Source organism: Enterobacter sp. BWH52, from assembly GCF_001037565.1.
In the GTDB taxonomy this organism is placed as follows: domain Bacteria; phylum Pseudomonadota; class Gammaproteobacteria; order Enterobacterales; family Enterobacteriaceae; genus Enterobacter; species Enterobacter hormaechei_C.
Map to the genome: position 1 here is coordinate 1,756,231 of NZ_KQ089854.1, position 15,195 is coordinate 1,771,425.

The 15,195-nt window shown below is 59.9% G+C and carries 15 protein-coding genes; 7 read left to right on the plus strand and 8 right to left on the minus strand.

Annotated elements, in window-relative coordinates; all coding sequences use genetic code 11:
• Nucleotides 1–67: 67 nt before the first annotated feature.
• On the minus strand, nucleotides 68–1,411 hold the full coding sequence (gene gdhA / locus SK47_RS08325; RefSeq protein ID WP_023324482.1) for an NADP-specific glutamate dehydrogenase: 1,344 nt from the start codon (nucleotides 1,409–1,411) through the stop codon (nucleotides 68–70).
• A gap of 225 nt (nucleotides 1,412–1,636) precedes the next feature.
• Here gdhA and SK47_RS08330 point away from each other — a divergent pair, with 225 nt between their 5' ends.
• Complete coding sequence (locus SK47_RS08330; RefSeq protein WP_003857857.1) at nucleotides 1,637–1,909, plus strand: YnjH family protein; 273 nt, start codon at nucleotides 1,637–1,639, stop codon at nucleotides 1,907–1,909.
• Here SK47_RS08330 and SK47_RS08335 read toward each other — a convergent pair.
• Nucleotides 1,869–2,285, minus strand: a complete 417-nt coding sequence (locus tag SK47_RS08335) for a pyrimidine (deoxy)nucleoside triphosphate diphosphatase (protein WP_048243877.1) — start codon at nucleotides 2,283–2,285, stop codon at nucleotides 1,869–1,871. The genes SK47_RS08330 and SK47_RS08335 overlap by 41 nt on opposite strands.
• 75 nt (nucleotides 2,286–2,360) lie before the next feature.
• On the opposite strand from SK47_RS08335, the gene SK47_RS08340 reads away from it, so the two are divergent.
• Together SK47_RS08340 and SK47_RS08345 are read left to right on the plus strand one after the other, a co-directional pair.
• Entirely contained in the window at nucleotides 2,361–2,933 is a 573-nt protein-coding gene (locus SK47_RS08340) for a carboxymuconolactone decarboxylase family protein (protein ID WP_003857852.1), read from the plus strand.
• The gene (locus tag SK47_RS08345) at nucleotides 2,923–3,540 is read left to right on the plus strand and encodes a CDP-alcohol phosphatidyltransferase family protein (RefSeq protein WP_022650879.1); all 618 of its coding nucleotides are present in this window, start codon (nucleotides 2,923–2,925) and stop codon (nucleotides 3,538–3,540) included. The genes SK47_RS08340 and SK47_RS08345 overlap by 11 nt, the downstream gene beginning before the upstream one ends.
• Here SK47_RS08345 and SK47_RS08350 read toward each other — a convergent pair.
• From SK47_RS08350 to xthA, 6 genes are all read right to left on the minus strand, one after another.
• Nucleotides 3,537–4,844, minus strand: a complete 1,308-nt coding sequence (locus tag SK47_RS08350) for a sulfurtransferase (RefSeq protein WP_023315912.1) — start codon at nucleotides 4,842–4,844, stop codon at nucleotides 3,537–3,539. The two genes, SK47_RS08345 and SK47_RS08350, sit on opposite strands and share 4 nt — an antisense overlap.
• A 73-nt stretch (nucleotides 4,845–4,917) precedes the next feature.
• Nucleotides 4,918–5,538 carry an ATP-binding cassette domain-containing protein gene (locus tag SK47_RS08355; protein ID WP_048243880.1) on the minus strand — a complete coding sequence of 207 codons (621 nt, stop codon included), beginning with the start codon at nucleotides 5,536–5,538 and terminating at the stop codon, nucleotides 4,918–4,920.
• The gene (locus SK47_RS08360; protein ID WP_048243882.1) at nucleotides 5,538–7,067 is read right to left on the minus strand and encodes an ABC transporter permease family protein; all 1,530 of its coding nucleotides are present in this window, start codon (nucleotides 7,065–7,067) and stop codon (nucleotides 5,538–5,540) included. The genes SK47_RS08355 and SK47_RS08360 overlap by 1 nt, the downstream gene beginning before the upstream one ends.
• Nucleotides 7,040–8,209, minus strand: coding sequence for an ABC transporter substrate-binding protein (locus SK47_RS08365; RefSeq protein ID WP_072134609.1), 1,170 nt, complete (start codon nucleotides 8,207–8,209; stop codon nucleotides 7,040–7,042). The genes SK47_RS08360 and SK47_RS08365 overlap by 28 nt, the downstream gene beginning before the upstream one ends.
• 6 nt (nucleotides 8,210–8,215) lie before the next feature.
• The gene (locus SK47_RS08370) at nucleotides 8,216–8,899 is read right to left on the minus strand and encodes a TVP38/TMEM64 family protein (protein ID WP_032645828.1); all 684 of its coding nucleotides are present in this window, start codon (nucleotides 8,897–8,899) and stop codon (nucleotides 8,216–8,218) included.
• Nucleotides 8,900–8,905: 6 nt separating this feature from the next.
• A complete protein-coding gene (xthA, locus tag SK47_RS08375) occupies nucleotides 8,906–9,712 on the minus strand; it encodes an exodeoxyribonuclease III (protein WP_022650885.1) in 807 nt (268 codons plus the stop codon).
• A 433-nt stretch (nucleotides 9,713–10,145) separates the two neighbouring features.
• Here xthA and SK47_RS08380 point away from each other — a divergent pair, with 433 nt between their 5' ends.
• Genes SK47_RS08380 through astB form a run of 4 tightly spaced genes read left to right on the plus strand, consistent with a single transcriptional unit; the run spans nucleotide 10,146 to nucleotide 15,193 of the window.
• Nucleotides 10,146–11,366 (plus strand): succinylornithine/acetylornithine transaminase, encoded by a 1,221-nt coding sequence (locus tag SK47_RS08380; protein WP_022650886.1) that lies wholly within the window; start codon nucleotides 10,146–10,148, stop codon nucleotides 11,364–11,366.
• Nucleotides 11,363–12,397 carry an arginine N-succinyltransferase gene (astA, locus tag SK47_RS08385; protein ID WP_048243885.1) on the plus strand — a complete coding sequence of 345 codons (1,035 nt, stop codon included), beginning with the start codon at nucleotides 11,363–11,365 and terminating at the stop codon, nucleotides 12,395–12,397. The genes SK47_RS08380 and astA overlap by 4 nt, the downstream gene beginning before the upstream one ends.
• The gene (gene astD / locus SK47_RS08390) at nucleotides 12,394–13,881 is read left to right on the plus strand and encodes a succinylglutamate-semialdehyde dehydrogenase (RefSeq protein WP_048243888.1); all 1,488 of its coding nucleotides are present in this window, start codon (nucleotides 12,394–12,396) and stop codon (nucleotides 13,879–13,881) included. Before astA ends, astD begins: the two co-directional genes overlap by 4 nt.
• A complete protein-coding gene (gene astB, locus SK47_RS08395; RefSeq protein WP_045897545.1) occupies nucleotides 13,868–15,193 on the plus strand; it encodes an N-succinylarginine dihydrolase in 1,326 nt (441 codons plus the stop codon). Before astD ends, astB begins: the two co-directional genes overlap by 14 nt.
• Nucleotides 15,194–15,195 lie beyond the last annotated feature (2 nt).

Here is a 15,195-nt window from a genome sequence, read left to right on the forward strand (position 1 = left end):
CCCGGTTTTCACCCTCTCCCTATGGGAGAGGGCCGGGGTGAGGGCACCCGGCCGCACGATATAAACCTTAAATCACACCCTGCCCAATCATCGCATCCGCCACCTTCACGAACCCGGCGATATTCGCCCCGCGCACGTAGTTGGTTTGCGATGCCTCCCCGCCGTACTCCACGCAGGCATGGTGAATATCCAGCATGATGTGGTGCAGGCGCGCATCCACTTTCTCCGCCTTCCAGCCGAGACGCGCGGCGTTTTGCGCCATCTCGAGGCCGGAGGTGGCCACGCCGCCCGCGTTAGCGGCCTTGCCCGGCGCAAACAGCACGCCCGCGTCCAGGAACAGGTCCGTGGCGTCGATGGTGGTTGGCATGTTCGCCCCTTCGGCCACCGCTTTCACGCCATTGCTAATCAGCGTCCGGGCGGCATCCACGTCCAGTTCGTTTTGCGTCGCGCACGGCAGGGCGATATCCACCGGCACGCCCCACGGCTGTTTACCTTCCAGATAGGTCAGGCCAAACTCACGGGCATAATCCGCTACCCGACCGTCACGGCTGGCTTTGATTTCGCACAGACGCGCCAGTTTTTCTGCCGTAAAGCCAGCTTCATCCACTACGGTGCCGCTGGAGTCGGAGGCGGTCACCACGCGCGCGCCAAACGCCATCGCTTTCTCGATAGCGTACTGCGCCACGTTGCCGGAGCCGGAGACCGCCACGCGCATCCCCTCGAAGCTCAGCCCGTGACGCTTAAGCATCGCTTCAGTGAAATAGACCAGACCGTAACCCGTCGCTTCCGGGCGAATCAGGCTGCCGCCAAACGACAGACCTTTGCCGGTAAAGACGCAGGCGCTGTTGTTGGAGAGCTTTTTCATCATCCCGGCCATAAAGCCCACTTCACGACCCCCCACGCCGATATCTCCGGCGGGAACGTCGGTGTCCGGCCCAAGGTGGCGATAGAGTTCAGTGACCAGCGCCTGGCAGAAGCGCATCACTTCGCCTTCGCTCTTGCCTTTCGGATCGAAATCACTCCCGCCTTTACCGCCGCCCATCGGCAGGGTAGTGAGCGCATTTTTAAAGGTCTGCTCGAAGCCGAGGAACTTCAGAATCGACAGGTTCACCGAAGGATGGAAGCGCATCCCGCCCTTAAACGGCCCAATGGCGGAGTTAAACTGCACGCGCCATGCGCGGTTGACCTGCACCTGATTGCGATCGTCCACCCACGCCACGCGGAACTGGATGACGCGCTCTGGCTCTACCAGACGTTCAAGCAGCGCCATCTGGCGGTAGCGCGGATTTTCCTCAAGGAAGGGCCACAGGGTGGTCATGACTTCACGAACGGCCTGGGCAAACTCGCTTTGGTGCGGGTCGCGCTGCTGAACATGGGCAAGAAAGCTTTCCAGAGAGCGTGTCTGATCCATAGATATAAGAACCTCTTATAATAATTTATGCGTGTGGCGGAGATGTTTTGTGTCGTTTTTTTGACTATACCACCCGCACCGCTTTGAGAGGCAAGCAGAAATTTATGCTGCAAGGGAAATTAATGACAGGGCGCGCGTCATAACTAAAAGCGATGACGAGATACATTAAAGATCCCGTCCGGATCGACCGTTATAGATATAAACGATGCAAAGGAAACAAAGTCTATGAACCGTTACGCAATGGCCGCGTTATGTTTGATGGTGTCCGCCGGGGCACAGGCTGATCGCATTCGCCCGGATGTCGAGGTTAACGTGCCGCCAGAGGTCTTTAGCGCTGGCGGCCAGCGTGCGCAGCCGTGTAATCAGTGCTGTATCTATCAGGATCAAAACTATTCCGAAGGCGCAGTGGTCAGGGCGGATGGCGTGCTGTTGCAGTGCCAGCGTGATGAACGCACCCTCAGTACAAACCCGCTGGTCTGGCGTCGCGTAAAAGAATAAACGCTTCCAGCAGCGGTATATCCGCCGGGGCTAAATCATACGTGAACGCGTCTTCTGGCGTACACCATACCAACGCCGAGTGATAATGCGCCTTCAGCTCACCGCTAAATTCAGGCACATGCCAGGCGTGGAGGTGAATCAGCCGCTGCGACACCTCCCGCTGGCGGCTTGCCACATACCGCGCGGGCACGGCCTCAATGCCGAGCTCTTCGCGCAGTTCGCGGATCAGCGCTTCCGGCTGGGTCTCACCGGCTTCAACCTTCCCGCCCGCAAATTCCCACATTCCTGGCTGATCGGCATGTTCGGGACGCTGCGCCAGCAAAATCTTGCCCTCATTTTCGAGGATGGCCGCAACCACATCGAGTGTTTTCAGCATGTTCGTCAATAATTAATAGCGAAAAACGACATATTATCGTGCCCTTCCAAAGAGTCCAGTCATCAGGAGAATCAGGTGAAAGAGATATCCGCCTGGGTTGCGCCCATGGAAACCCTTCCCGTCAGCCTTAGCCCCATCGCCGCCATGCAGAAAAAACACTTCGGCGCGGTGCTGAACCCCACTCGCTGGTGGGGGCGTATGCCGCGTCTTTTCTGGCTGGTGGCGCTGTTTGTCGGCTATCTGGAGCGGCGCAAGGCGCGTTTGACCCCGGTTCTCCGATCGCTACTAATGACGCGGGTCTCGCAGATCTGCCACTGCGCATTTTGTATTGATGCCAACAGCCTGCGTCTGGCCGAGCGGAGCGGGGCGCTGGATAAAGTGCAGGCCGTCAGCGACTGGCAAAATTCCACCCTGTTCAGCGAAGAGGAGCGCGCGGCGCTGGCCTATGCGGAAGCGGTCACCGCCACGCCGCCTGAGGTGGATGAAAATATCAAAAGCCTGCTGAAGCGCCACTTTACGGAAGAGACCATCACCGAAATGACGGCTCTGATTGCCTTTCAGAATCTTTCCGCCCGCTTTAACGCCGCGCTGGATATCCCGACTCAGGGGCTGTGCGCCACGTTTAAAGGTAAACCACATGCTGGATAAACATCTGCACCCCCGGCTGAAACCCGGGTTAAATCAGCTGGCCGCCGCGCTGGATAAACCGTTTATCACGCCTGATGGCTTAACGCTCGCCGGGTTTGCGATTGGCGTGCTGGCGTTACCTTTTCTGGCGCTGGGCTGGTATCCGGCGGCGCTGATCGCCATTGTGCTGAACCGGCTGCTGGATGGTCTGGACGGCGCGCTGGCGCGTCGCCGTGGCCTGACGGACGCGGGAGGATTTCTTGATATCGCCCTCGACTTCCTGTTTTACGCCCTGGTGCCGTTTGGTTTTGCGCTGGCCGCTCCGGCTGATAATGCGATCGCCGCCGCCTGGCTGCTGTTCGCGTTTATGGGGACGGGCAGCAGTTTTCTGGCCTTTGCCGCGCTGGCGGGGAAGCATGATATCGACAACCCCGGCTATGCGCACAAGTCGCTTTATTACATTGGAGGATTAACGGAAGGAACAGAGACCATCGCGCTGTTTGTGCTGTGCAGCCTGTTTCCGGCGCATTTCGCGCTCTTTGCATGGGTGTTTGGCGCGTTGTGCTGGCTGACCACCACAACGCGCATCTGGAGCGGTTATATCACGCTGAAGTCACTTCCCCGCTAGCGTGCGCTCTCCGGTCCGCGCTCCCCGGTGGAGACCGGGTTCTGCGGATGGCTGCTCCATTCGTACCAGCCGCCGTCGTAGACGGCAACGTTCTGCCAGCCCATGGCGCGGGCGTACATAAAGGCTTCAGACGCGCGCCAGCCGGTACCACAGTAAAACGCAACGTGCTGCTCCGGCAGGATATTCCACGTTTTCCACATGGCGGCAATATCATCGGCGCTGCGCATGGTGCCATCCGGATTGTGGAAATCTTCCATGTGGGTCGCGTCGCTGCCCGCATGGCCCCAGCGCGCACCGGCAATTTCACCTTTTGGCTTGATATAGCTGTAGCCGCTGGTTTCACCGATAAACTCTGGCCAGGAACGAATGCTCACCAGCGACGCGTCCTGACGGTGCAGCATTCCCCGGGCCTGCTCCATATCCACCATCAGCTGCGGCTGGCCCGGGATCGGCGCGCCAAAATCAGGGGCTGGCTTCACGTTTGCAGGCGTTCCGCGCTCAACGGGCAGGCTGGCGTCGGACCACGCCTTCCAGCCGCCATCCAGAATCCGTACATCCTTCACGCCCGCGTAGAGCATGATCTGCGCCACGCGCGCGGCGGCATACACGTCGCGACCGTACAGAATGACGGTGGTATCGTGACGGATCCCGTGCTTCGCCAGCATCGCTTTCAGCTTTTCGTCAGAGACCTTATTCCACAGCGGTTCGCTTTCCACTTCATTGGTGTCGATATAGCCCGCGTCGGGAATGTGGCTCAGGAGATAAAGCTTCGGCGCACCCCAGCCAGCCTCGATCACCTTCCACTCTCCGGCTGGTGCGGCGGTAACGGGTTTGCCCTGCTGCAACTGGTGGATCCACTGCGGATAAACCAGCTGTTCGAAATGCGCCAGACGTTGCAGACGGTCGGATTGTTGCAGGGCATCGCTCAGGGTGGAGACGTGGGTAAAGCCCGCTTTCTCCAGCCGCGTTTTGACCGTCTGGTTGTCATTATCGTTGCCATAGAGCGCAACCGGCATGTCTGGCGTAAGCCGATGCTGTTTTGCCCAGCCGCTGAGCTGTTCATCGCTCATTGCCCCGAGCCAGCTGGCAGAGAGATTAAGTGCGGCGGGCTCGTGCCCGGACGTTCCGCTCAGGGTCTGCGGCCAGCCGTTATAGAACGCACTGATGCGCGTATCAATTACCGCGCCGTTTTGCGTCTGAAGCTGAGCCAGCGTGAGGGAGTGGGGCATATCAGCCGCCGTGGAGGAGAGTGAGGCGAGGCCGCAGATCAGGGCCAGCGCGGTCAGTTGAGAAACACGTTTCATCGAAAAACCTGACGTCATTAAAAGAGGGGGGCATTGTCGTCTCTCCTGAAGCCAAAAACATTGCGTTAGCACATTATTGCCAGCGAGACATCTCAATCACCTCGCCGCCGGGCGGAATATCGTCCTCATCATGCGTGACCAGCACCACCGGGATCCTGCGCTGGCGAGTGACCTCGAATACCCACGCCCGGAATGAGGCGCGCAGCGTTTTATCCAGTCGACTGAACGGCTCGTCGAGCAGCAATGCCTGCGGCTGGGCGAGAAGGGCGCGCAACAGGCTGACCCTGGCGCGCTCGCCGCCGGAAAGGGTCGCCGGATCGCTGGTGTAGTGGTTTGCCAGCCCGGCAGTCTCCAGGGCCTGCTCGACCGCGTTGCGGCGGGCGCGCCCGACGATGTGCGCCGGCAGCGCCAGCATCAGGTTTTGCCCCACGCTGAAGGCGTCAAACAGCAGGGCATCCTGAAACAGAATGCCGATCCCGCGCGTTTCCACGGGGAGCATATCGCAGCGACGATCGTTCAGCCACAGCTCGCCGTGCGCCTTAAAATCAGCGGATAACGCCCCCACCATCCAGGCGAAAAGGGTCGATTTCCCACTCCCGGAGGGCCCCATCAGCGTGACGATCTCCCCCGCCGGGACGCGGAAGTTGACCTCATGTAAGAGCGGCGCAATGGTGAGATTTTTCACGGTTAGCATTAACGTAATCCTTGTCTGTGACGGCCCACGAGCCGGGAGAGCAGCGCGGCAAGGGCAAATACGCTGCTGGTCAACAACAACAGACCCAGCGCCCGGCTGGCGAGGATCGGAATGCTGCCGCCGCTGCTGAGGGCGACCGCCTCCGTCGTCAGGGTGGTGAAACGTCCCGCCCCCAGCCAGAGGGTAGGCATGTACTGGGCCATGCTCACGGAAAAGCCGGTGGCAAAGGCCAGCAGGGCCGGACGAACCATCAATGGGCATTTCACTAGCCAGAAAATTTTCGCTCGCCGCCAGCCCAGCGTTCTGGCAGTGAGGATAAGCCGGGGATCGAGCCGGCGCCAGGCCGGTTGCAGCACCAGGAGCATCCACGGGAGGACCCAGAGCATATGGCTCCAGAGCACCGCAGCGTACTGGCCGTCGATGCCCAGCCACAGCGCCACGGCATACTGCCCGGACACGAGGGGCAGCGCCGGGAGGGCAAGCGGCAGCCAGATCCACACCGCGCCGCGCTGGGGTCCCCACTCAAGCCAGATCATGAGGATGGCCAGCGCTGTCAGGCTGGACAGCAGTCCCAGTGAAAGGCTGTCGCTGACGGGGCCGATGTCGTCCCGGCGTGCCAGCATCAGCAGAACCAGCGCACAGAGCACGCCGCACAGCGGCAGTAACCCGCCCAGCGTCCGTGCGGGCAGCGCGCTATGCGAAGCGCGACGTACCCCGGAGGGGGCAGGCTGGGCGCGCCGCCATGCCGTCCAGAAGCCGTATCCCACCGCGGCAAGCGCCGCCAGCAGCAGGAGCAACACCAGACACAGCAGCGTTCCCTTGGTTTGCTGCTGCGCATCGCCCTGGGTGAGCCACTGCCAGGCCAGCACCGCCAGCGTAGGCGGGTTGCCCGGCCCGAGCACGATCGCCACATCCACCACGGAAAGCGACCAGGCGAGCACCGCCAGCATCACGGCGCCCAGCGCGGGGGCGATTGCCGGGAGGATGAGCCAGTTGAGCGCCTGCATTCGTCCGTAGCCGAAGGTATGCAGGACAATTTTCTGCTGTACGAGGCGCTTTTCAGGCAGCGCGGCGTAGATTGTCCACAGAACGAACGCGCTCTCTTTGACCGCGAGCGTCAGGCCAAGCCCGATACCGTAGCGGTCAAGCTGCGGCGAACAGACTGTACAGATCCGGTAAAACTGCCCCCCTTCCGCAAACAGCAGCAGCGCGCTGGTGGCGAAGGCGACGTGCGGCACGGCTAACAGCCACGGCAAACGGGTGCTCAGGCGCTGCCAGCCTTCACCCGGCCAGAGAAGCGCAAGCAGGGTCAGGGCGATAAACAGTGAGCCCAGCGTCGCGATAAGCGCTGACACCAGCGTGGCGGCCAGCGCCTGCGGCAGCTGCGGGTCGGCAAACAGCGTCGCCCAGTTGCCGGGAGAAAACGCCGGGGCCAGCAGCATGCCGCTGGCGGGAAGCAGGGGCAGATAGATGACCGCCATTGCCGCCCAGACCAGCCCGCTTAGCGGGTTCCGTAGCGGCGAAGCCATTCCTGCTCCAGGGCGTTAACCCAGGCGGCGTGCGGTTCGGGAAGCACATCAGGCGTGCCTGAGGGGGTAAAGGCGCGAAGCTGTTTTGCCGCTTTCGCAGGCAGTTTTTCGCCATCCAGCACGCTCGGGTCACCCCAGACGGCAGGATTAGCTTTGCGGATCTGCGCCTGTGGTGACAGCAGGAAATTCGCCACCACTTTCGCACCTGCGCTCGCGCTGGCGTTTGCCGGGATGGCGACAAAATGGACGTTGCCGATCATGCCTTTGAGAAAGCCGAAACTGTAGCTGTCGGCAGGCAGTTCACCGCTCGCCACCTTTTGCATCGCATGGGCGGGGTTAAAGGTGAGCGACAGGTTCAGACTGCCGCTGGCCAGCAGCGTATCCATGCGCGCAGGCGACGGAGGAAAATCGTTTCCTTCGCGCCACAGCAGGGGGTGCAGCGTATCAAGGTAATCCCACAGCGGCGCGGTGACCTGCGCAAAGGTACTGTCTGGCGCGTTTTTTAGCGCCTCCGGATGGGCGGTCAGCGCCAGCAGTAGCTGTTCCAGAAACGCCGTGCCGGTAAAATCCGGCGGTCGCGGATAGCTCACCTTGCCAGGGTGCTGTCGGGCGTATACCAGCAGCGCGTGGGGATCTGCCGGTGGTGTCGGCGTACTCGCTTTACGGGCGATAAAGGTTAATTGCGCGCCGCCCCACGGGGATTCTGCCCCATCGGTCGGGATGGCAAAATCTTCCGTTACCGGTTTACGGGTATCGACGTAGCGCCAGTTGGGCAGGGTTTGCGCCCAGCCGGTGAGCAGCAGGTTTGCCGCTTTCAGGTTGCGGAAGTTTTCCCCGTTTACCCAGAGCAGATCCACCGACCCGTTACTGCTACGTCCTGCGGCATGTTCCGTCTGGATCCGCTTCACCGCGTCGGCGGCATCGGCCAGATGAACGATCTTCAGGTTGATGGCGTAGTGCGTTTTCATCTCGCCGCTTACCCAGTCGAGGTAGCGGTTAACGGCCTCGTCACCGCCCCAGGCGTTAAACCAGACGGTCTGCCCGGTGGCCTGTTGCTGAATGGATTGCCAGCTCTCAGCGGCGAAGGCAGAGGTTGCCAGCAGCAGACTCGTCAGAAACGCGCAAAAACGCACCCGGCGCATAATGCCTCACTTTTTAATCGAAGGGATGTAACGGGAAAACAGCCAGCGAGTGACCAGCGGTAATAACCCTAACAGTGTAAAGGCGAACAGCAGTCCCGGCGACAGAATATCGCGCAGCGAGGTGAGTTTCCCCAGCTCGCGTCCGGCGTTCAGATAAATGACGGTGGCAGGTAGCATCGCAAGCTGGCTGACCCACCAGTAGTGACGCACCCTGAGACGGGTTAGCCCCATCAGCAAATTGACCAGAAAGAACGGGAACAACGGCATCAGGCGCAGGGCAAAAAGGTAGCGTGCGCCGTCGCGATCCATCCCCGCATCGATCGTATTCATCTGTGCGGCAAAGCGCCGCTGCACCCAGTCGCGCAGCAGATAACGGCTGACGAGCATGGCAAGCGTGGCGCCGAGCGTCGAGGCAAATGACACCAACAGCGTCGCCTCCCACAGGCTGAAAAGCGCCCCGCCGAGCAGCGTCAGAAGCGCGGCTCCGGGGATCGATAGCGCGGAGAGCAGAACGTAAACCGCAAAATAGAACAGCGCGCTCTGAAGGGGCGCTTGCTCCACACGAGCGAGCAACGTTTGCTGGTGTATTTTTAGCGTGTCGAGGGAGAGCATGCCCGGTGGAAGCAAAACAACAATTAAAACAAATGCGCCCAGAAGGGCGCACAGGAGACTGATTTTTTTAATATTCACTGAAGTTTACAGCTTGAACGTTGCCCATACCGGCGCATGGTCGGACGGCTTTTCCATGCTGCGGATGTCATAGTCGATACCGGTTTCGATGCAGCGTTCGGCCAGGGGGGCGCTCGCCAGCAGCAGATCAATACGCAGGCCCCGGTTGTCATCGAAGCCTTTAGAGCGGTAGTCAAACCACGAGAAACGGTCCTGCGTTTCCGGGTTAGCCGTGCGGAAAGTATCCACCAGCCCCCAACCCAGCAGGCGCTCCATCCACTCGCGCTCCTCCGGCAGGAAAGAGCATTTGCCGGTGCGCAGCCAGCGCTTACGGTTCTCTTCGCCAATACCGATATCCAGATCCGTCGGGCTGATATTCATGTCGCCCATGATAAGCACCGGGTTTTCTTTTTTGAGTTCGGTTGTCAGGTAGTTTTGCAGATCCTGATAAAACTTCGCTTTGGCCGGGAATTTGGTTTCATGATCGCGGCTTTCACCCTGCGGGAAATAGCCGTTGATGACGGTCACATTGCCGAGTGCGGAAGGAATTTCCGCCATGATGATGCGGCGCTGCGCCTCTTCACCGTCACCCGGGAAACCACGGCGCACCGACACCGGCGTATCTTTGGTCAGCAGCGCAACGCCGTAGTGGCCTTTCTGACCGTGGTAAAAAACGTTATAGCCCAGCTTCGCTACCTCTTCGAGCGGGAACATATCGTCGTGAACTTTTGTCTCCTGCAAGCCGATCACATCTGGCTGATGTTGCTCAACAATCGCTTCAAGCTGGTGAGGGCGGGCACGCAGGCCGTTGATATTAAAAGAGACAAATTTCATAGTCGCTGCCAATGCAAGGTGAATAGTGCAAGGATGGTAGCAGAATTTACGTCGTCTGTTATCCGCTTCGCCCAATTACTGCGACAGATAATGCCAACGGTGCAATATTTGCACCATTTCGGCGCGTTTTGCCCTCGAACAGGGCGTAAACGACCGATAAATTTCGCGAGCGATCACAATTCCAGAATTATATTTGGCCTCTGCATACTCTTTCTTGTTTTCATGCGGCAAAGCGCCGCTTGTCGTAAAAATATTCACTATTTATGCATTATAAGTGAATAACTCCATATTGTAACTCATTGATATTCTGTTACCCAAACCCATTTATGCATTTTTATCGCTGGCTGGCACGAACGCTGCAATCTACATTCACAGTGCAAACACTCAATTATTTAACATTTAAACAACCTTTTATTTACCGGATGAGGTCGCTATGTCTCTGTCAGTTACGCGTGAAAATTTCGATGAATGGATGATGCCGGTATACGCTCCGGCGGCTTTTATTCCGGTACGTGGGGAAGGCTCTCGCCTGTGGGATCAGCAGGGCAAAGAGTATATCGACTTTGCAGGTGGGATTGCGGTGAATGCGCTGGGGCATGCAAACCCGGCGTTGCGGCAGGCGCTGAATGACCAGGCGGCGAAATTCTGGCATACCGGCAACGGTTATACCAACGAACCGGCATTGCGTCTGGCGAAGAAGCTGATCGACGCCACCTTCGCAGAAAAAGTCTTTTTCTGTAACTCCGGCGCGGAAGCGAACGAAGCGGCGCTGAAGCTGGCGCGCAAATATGCGCACGATAAATTCGGCGCGCATAAGAGCGGCATCGTAGCCTTTAAAAATGCTTTCCATGGCCGCACACTGTTTACCGTCAGTGCGGGCGGTCAGCCCTCATATTCTCAGGATTTTGCGCCGCTGCCGCCGGATATCCGTCATGCGGCGTATAACGATTTACACTCTGCCAGCGAGCTGATTGACGACACCACCTGTGCGGTGATTGTCGAGCCCATGCAGGGGGAAGGCGGCGTCATGCCCGCCCAGAAAGCGTTCCTGCAAGGGCTGCGCGAGCTGTGCGATCGGCATAACGCGGTCCTGATTTTTGACGAAGTCCAGACCGGCGTGGGCCGCACGGGTGAGCTGTATGCCTACATGCACTATGGCGTGACCCCGGATGTGCTCTCAACAGCCAAAGCGCTCGGCGGCGGTTTCCCGGTGGGGGCGATGCTGACCACCGAAAAATTCGCCAGCGTGATGACCGTGGGCACTCATGGCACCACATACGGCGGCAACCCGCTGGCAACCGCTGTCGCCGGACAGGTGCTGGATATCATCAACACCCCTGAGGTGCTGAACGGCGTGAAGCAGCGTCACCAGTGGTTTGTTGAGCGACTCACGGCCATTAACAGCAAAACTGGCCTGTTCAAAGAGATCCGCGGTCTGGGGCTGTTAATAGGCTGTGAGCTTGCCCCTGAGTTTGCCGGCAAAGCGAAGCTGATTTCACAGGAAGCGGCAAAGCAGGGCGTAATGGTGCTGATTGCCGGTGCTAACGTGGTGCGCTTTGCCCCTGCGCTGATCGTCAGCGAGGAAGAGGTCAGAACTGGCTTAGATCGTTTTGCGCTGGCCTGCGAACAGGTGAAGTCCGGGGTGTCATCATGATGGTCATCCGTCCCGTTGCGCACGGCGATCTCGCCGGGCTTATGCAGCTTGCCGGTAAGACAGGGGGCGGGCTGACCTCGCTGCCTGCCGATGAAAAAACGCTGTCGGCGCGCATTGAGCGCGCCCTGCAAACCTGGCAGGGGACGTTGCCAAAAAGCGAACAGGGCTATGTGTTCGTGCTGGAAGATACCGACACGGGGACCGTGGCGGGGATTTGCGCTATCGAGGTGGCCGTCGGGCTTAATGATCCGTGGTACAACTACCGCGTCGGCACGATGGTCCACGCTTCGAAAGAGCTGAACGTTTACAACGCGCTGCCGACGCTCTTCCTCTGTAATGACCATACCGGCGCCAGCGAACTCTGCACCCTGTTTCTCGATCCGGACTGGCGCAAAGAGGGCAACGGTTATCTGCTCTCCAAATCGCGCTTTATGTTTATGGCCGCCTTTCGCGACCGCTTCAACGAAAAAGTGGTCGCGGAGATGCGCGGCGTGATTGATGAGACGGGCTACTCGCCGTTCTGGGAGAGTCTGGGCGAACGCTTCTTCTCCATGGAATTTAGCCGGGCGGATTACCTGTGCGGCACCGGTCAGAAGGCGTTTATCGCCGAGTTGATGCCGAAGCATCCTATTTATACCCATTTCCTAACGCCAGAAGCGCAGGCGGTGATCGGCGAAGTTCACCCGCAAACCGCCCCGGCCCGCGCGGTGCTGGAGAAAGAGGGATTTCGCTACCGTAACTACGTCGACATCTTCGACGGCGGCCCGACGCTGGAATGCGACATTGACCGCGTTCGCGCCATCCGTAAAAGCCGCCTGGTTGAGGTTTCAGAAGGCCAGCCCGCGCCGGGCGAGTGGCCAGCCTGCCTGGTCTCGAACGAGAATTACACCAACTTCCGCGCCATGCTGGTGCGAACCAACCCATCATGCGAGCGTCTGGTACTGACGGCTGCGCAACTGGATGCCCTGAAATGTAACGCTGGCAACACGGTTCGCCTGGTGCGGCTCTGCCCTGAGGAGAAAACAGCATGACTCTATGGATTAACGGTGACTGGGTTACGGGCGAAGGTGACGCGCGGACAAAAACTAACCCGGTCGGCCAGGAGGTGCTCTGGTCTGGGAACGACGCAAGCGCCGGGCAGGTTGAGCAGGCCTGTCAGGCTGCACGCCGCGCGTTTCCGGCGTGGGCGAAACGGCCATTCTCCGAGCGCCAGGCGTTGGTTGAGAAATTTGCTGCGCTGCTGGAGGCCAATAAAGCCGAGCTAACCCGCATCATTGCCTGCGAAACCAGTAAGCCGCGCTGGGAGGCAACAACCGAAGTCACGGCGATGATCAACAAAATTGCGATATCGGTGAAGGCGTACCATACCCGCACCGGCGAGCAGCATACCGAGATGCCAGACGGCGCGGCCACGCTGCGCCACCGTCCGCACGGGGTACTGGCGGTGTTTGGCCCGTATAACTTCCCCGGGCATCTGCCGAACGGGCACATTGTGCCTGCGCTGCTGGCGGGGAATACCGTCATCTTCAAGCCGAGTGAGTTAACCCCCTTAACCGGAGAAGCAGTGGTAAAACTCTGGGAGCAGGCGGGGCTGCCGCCGGGGGTGCTGAATCTGGTGCAGGGCGGGCGTGAAACCGGTCAGGCGCTGAGTGCGCTGAGTGACATTGACGGTCTGCTGTTTACCGGCAGTGCCGGAACGGGCTATCAGCTGCATTGTCAGCTGGCGGGGCAACCGGAAAAAATTCTGGCGCTGGAGATGGGCGGCAACAACCCACTGATTGTGGAAGATCCGGAGGATATCGATGCCGCGGTCCACTTGACCATTCAGTCGGCGTTCATTACCGCCGGACAGCGCTGCACATGCGCCCGCCGCCTGCTGGTTAAGCGCGGCGCGCAGGGGGATGCGTTCCTGAAGCGTCTGGTGGAGGTGAGCGCGCGTCTGGCTCCCGCGAAATGGGATGCCGAGCCGCAGCCGTTTATCGGCGGGCTGATCTCCGGGCAGGCGGCGCTGAACGTACTGAAAGCGTGGCAGGAGCACGTGGCGCGCGGGGCGAAAACCCTGCTGGAGCCGAAGCTGGTTCAGCCGGGCACGTCGCTGCTGACGCCGGGGATTATTGAGATGAGTGCGACGAGCAACGTGCCGGATGAAGAGGTCTTTGGCCCGCTGCTGTGCGTCTGGCGCTATGACGATTTTGAGTCGGCGATCGAGATGGCCAACAATACCCGCTACGGCCTGTCGAGTGGCCTGATATCGCCGCATCGCGAGAAATTCGACCAGCTGCTGCTGGAAGCGCGCGCCGGGATCGTGAACTGGAACAAACCGCTGACCGGTGCGGCGAGCACTGCGCCGTTTGGTGGCGTAGGGGCGTCGGGCAACCATCGCGCCAGCGCCTGGTATGCCGCCGATTACTGCGCGTGGCCGATGGCAAGCCTGGAAACCCCGGCGCTGACGCTGCCGGAGACGTTGAATCCGGGGCTGGATTTTACTGAGGGTGACGCCCATGAAAGCGCGTGAGGTTAACTTTGACGGCCTCGTGGGGCTGACGCACCACTATGCCGGGCTGTCGTTCGGTAATGAAGCCTCGACGAAGCACCGTTTCCAGGTCTCGAACCCGAAGCTGGCGGCGAAGCAGGGGCTATTGAAAATGAAGGCGCTGTCCGATGCCGGTTTCCCGCAGGCGGTGATCCCGCCGCAGGAGCGCCCAAACGTGGCCGTGCTGCGCCAGCTGGGGTTCAGCGGTACGGATGAACAGGTGGTGGAAAAAGCAGGCACGCAGACGCCACACCTGCTTTCCGCAGCCAGTTCAGCCTCCTCGATGTGGGTGGCGAATGCCGCCACCGTTGCGCCGTCGGCGGATACGCTGGACGGCAAAGTGCATCTGACCGTTGCTAACCTGAACAACAAATTCCACCGCGCCAGCGAAGCGGAGACCACCGGGCGCGTGCTGCGCGCCATTTTTAATCATGATGCGCATTTCGAGGTACATTCGGCGCTGCCGCAGGTCGCGATGTTTGGCGATGAAGGGGCGGCAAACCACAACCGTCTGGGCGGCGACTATGGCGAGCCGGGTTTGCAGCTGTTTATCTATGGACGGGAAGAGGGCGGCCACGCCGCGCCGGTTCGTTATCCGGCGAGACAAACCTTAGCCGCAAGCCAGGCGGTTGCGCGGCTGAACCAGGTTAATCCTTCTCAGGTGATTTTTGCCCAGCAAAATCCGCAGGTGATCGACCAGGGCGTGTTTCATAACGACGTCATTGCCGTTTCCAACCGTCAGGTACTGTTCTGCCACGAGCAGGCGTTTGCCCATCAGGAAAAGTTGCTGGCCACGCTGCGCGAACGCGTGCCGGGATTTATGCCGATTCAGGTGCCCACGCAGGCGGTAAGCGTGCAGGACGCGGTCGAAACGTATCTGTTCAACAGCCAGCTGCTGAGCCGGGATGACGGCAGCATGATGCTGGTGCTGCCGCAGGAGTCCCGAAACCATCAGGGCGTCTGGCGCTATCTCAGCGAGCTGGTGCAGGCGGATAACCCGATTGATGAACTGCGCGTGTTTGATCTTCGGGAAAGTATGGCCAACGGCGGGGGACCGGCGTGCCTGCGACTACGCGTGGTGTTAACGCCGGAGGAATTGCAGGCCGTGAATCCGGCGGTGATGATGAACGACACGCTGTTCAATACCCTCAATGACTGGGTGGACCGCTATTATCGCGACCGTCTGGTTCAGGCCGATCTGGTTGATCCGCAGCTGCTGCGCGAAGGCCGCGAAGCGCTGGATGCATTATCAACCATCCTGCAACTGGGATCGGTTTATCCGTTCCAGCGCTAAGG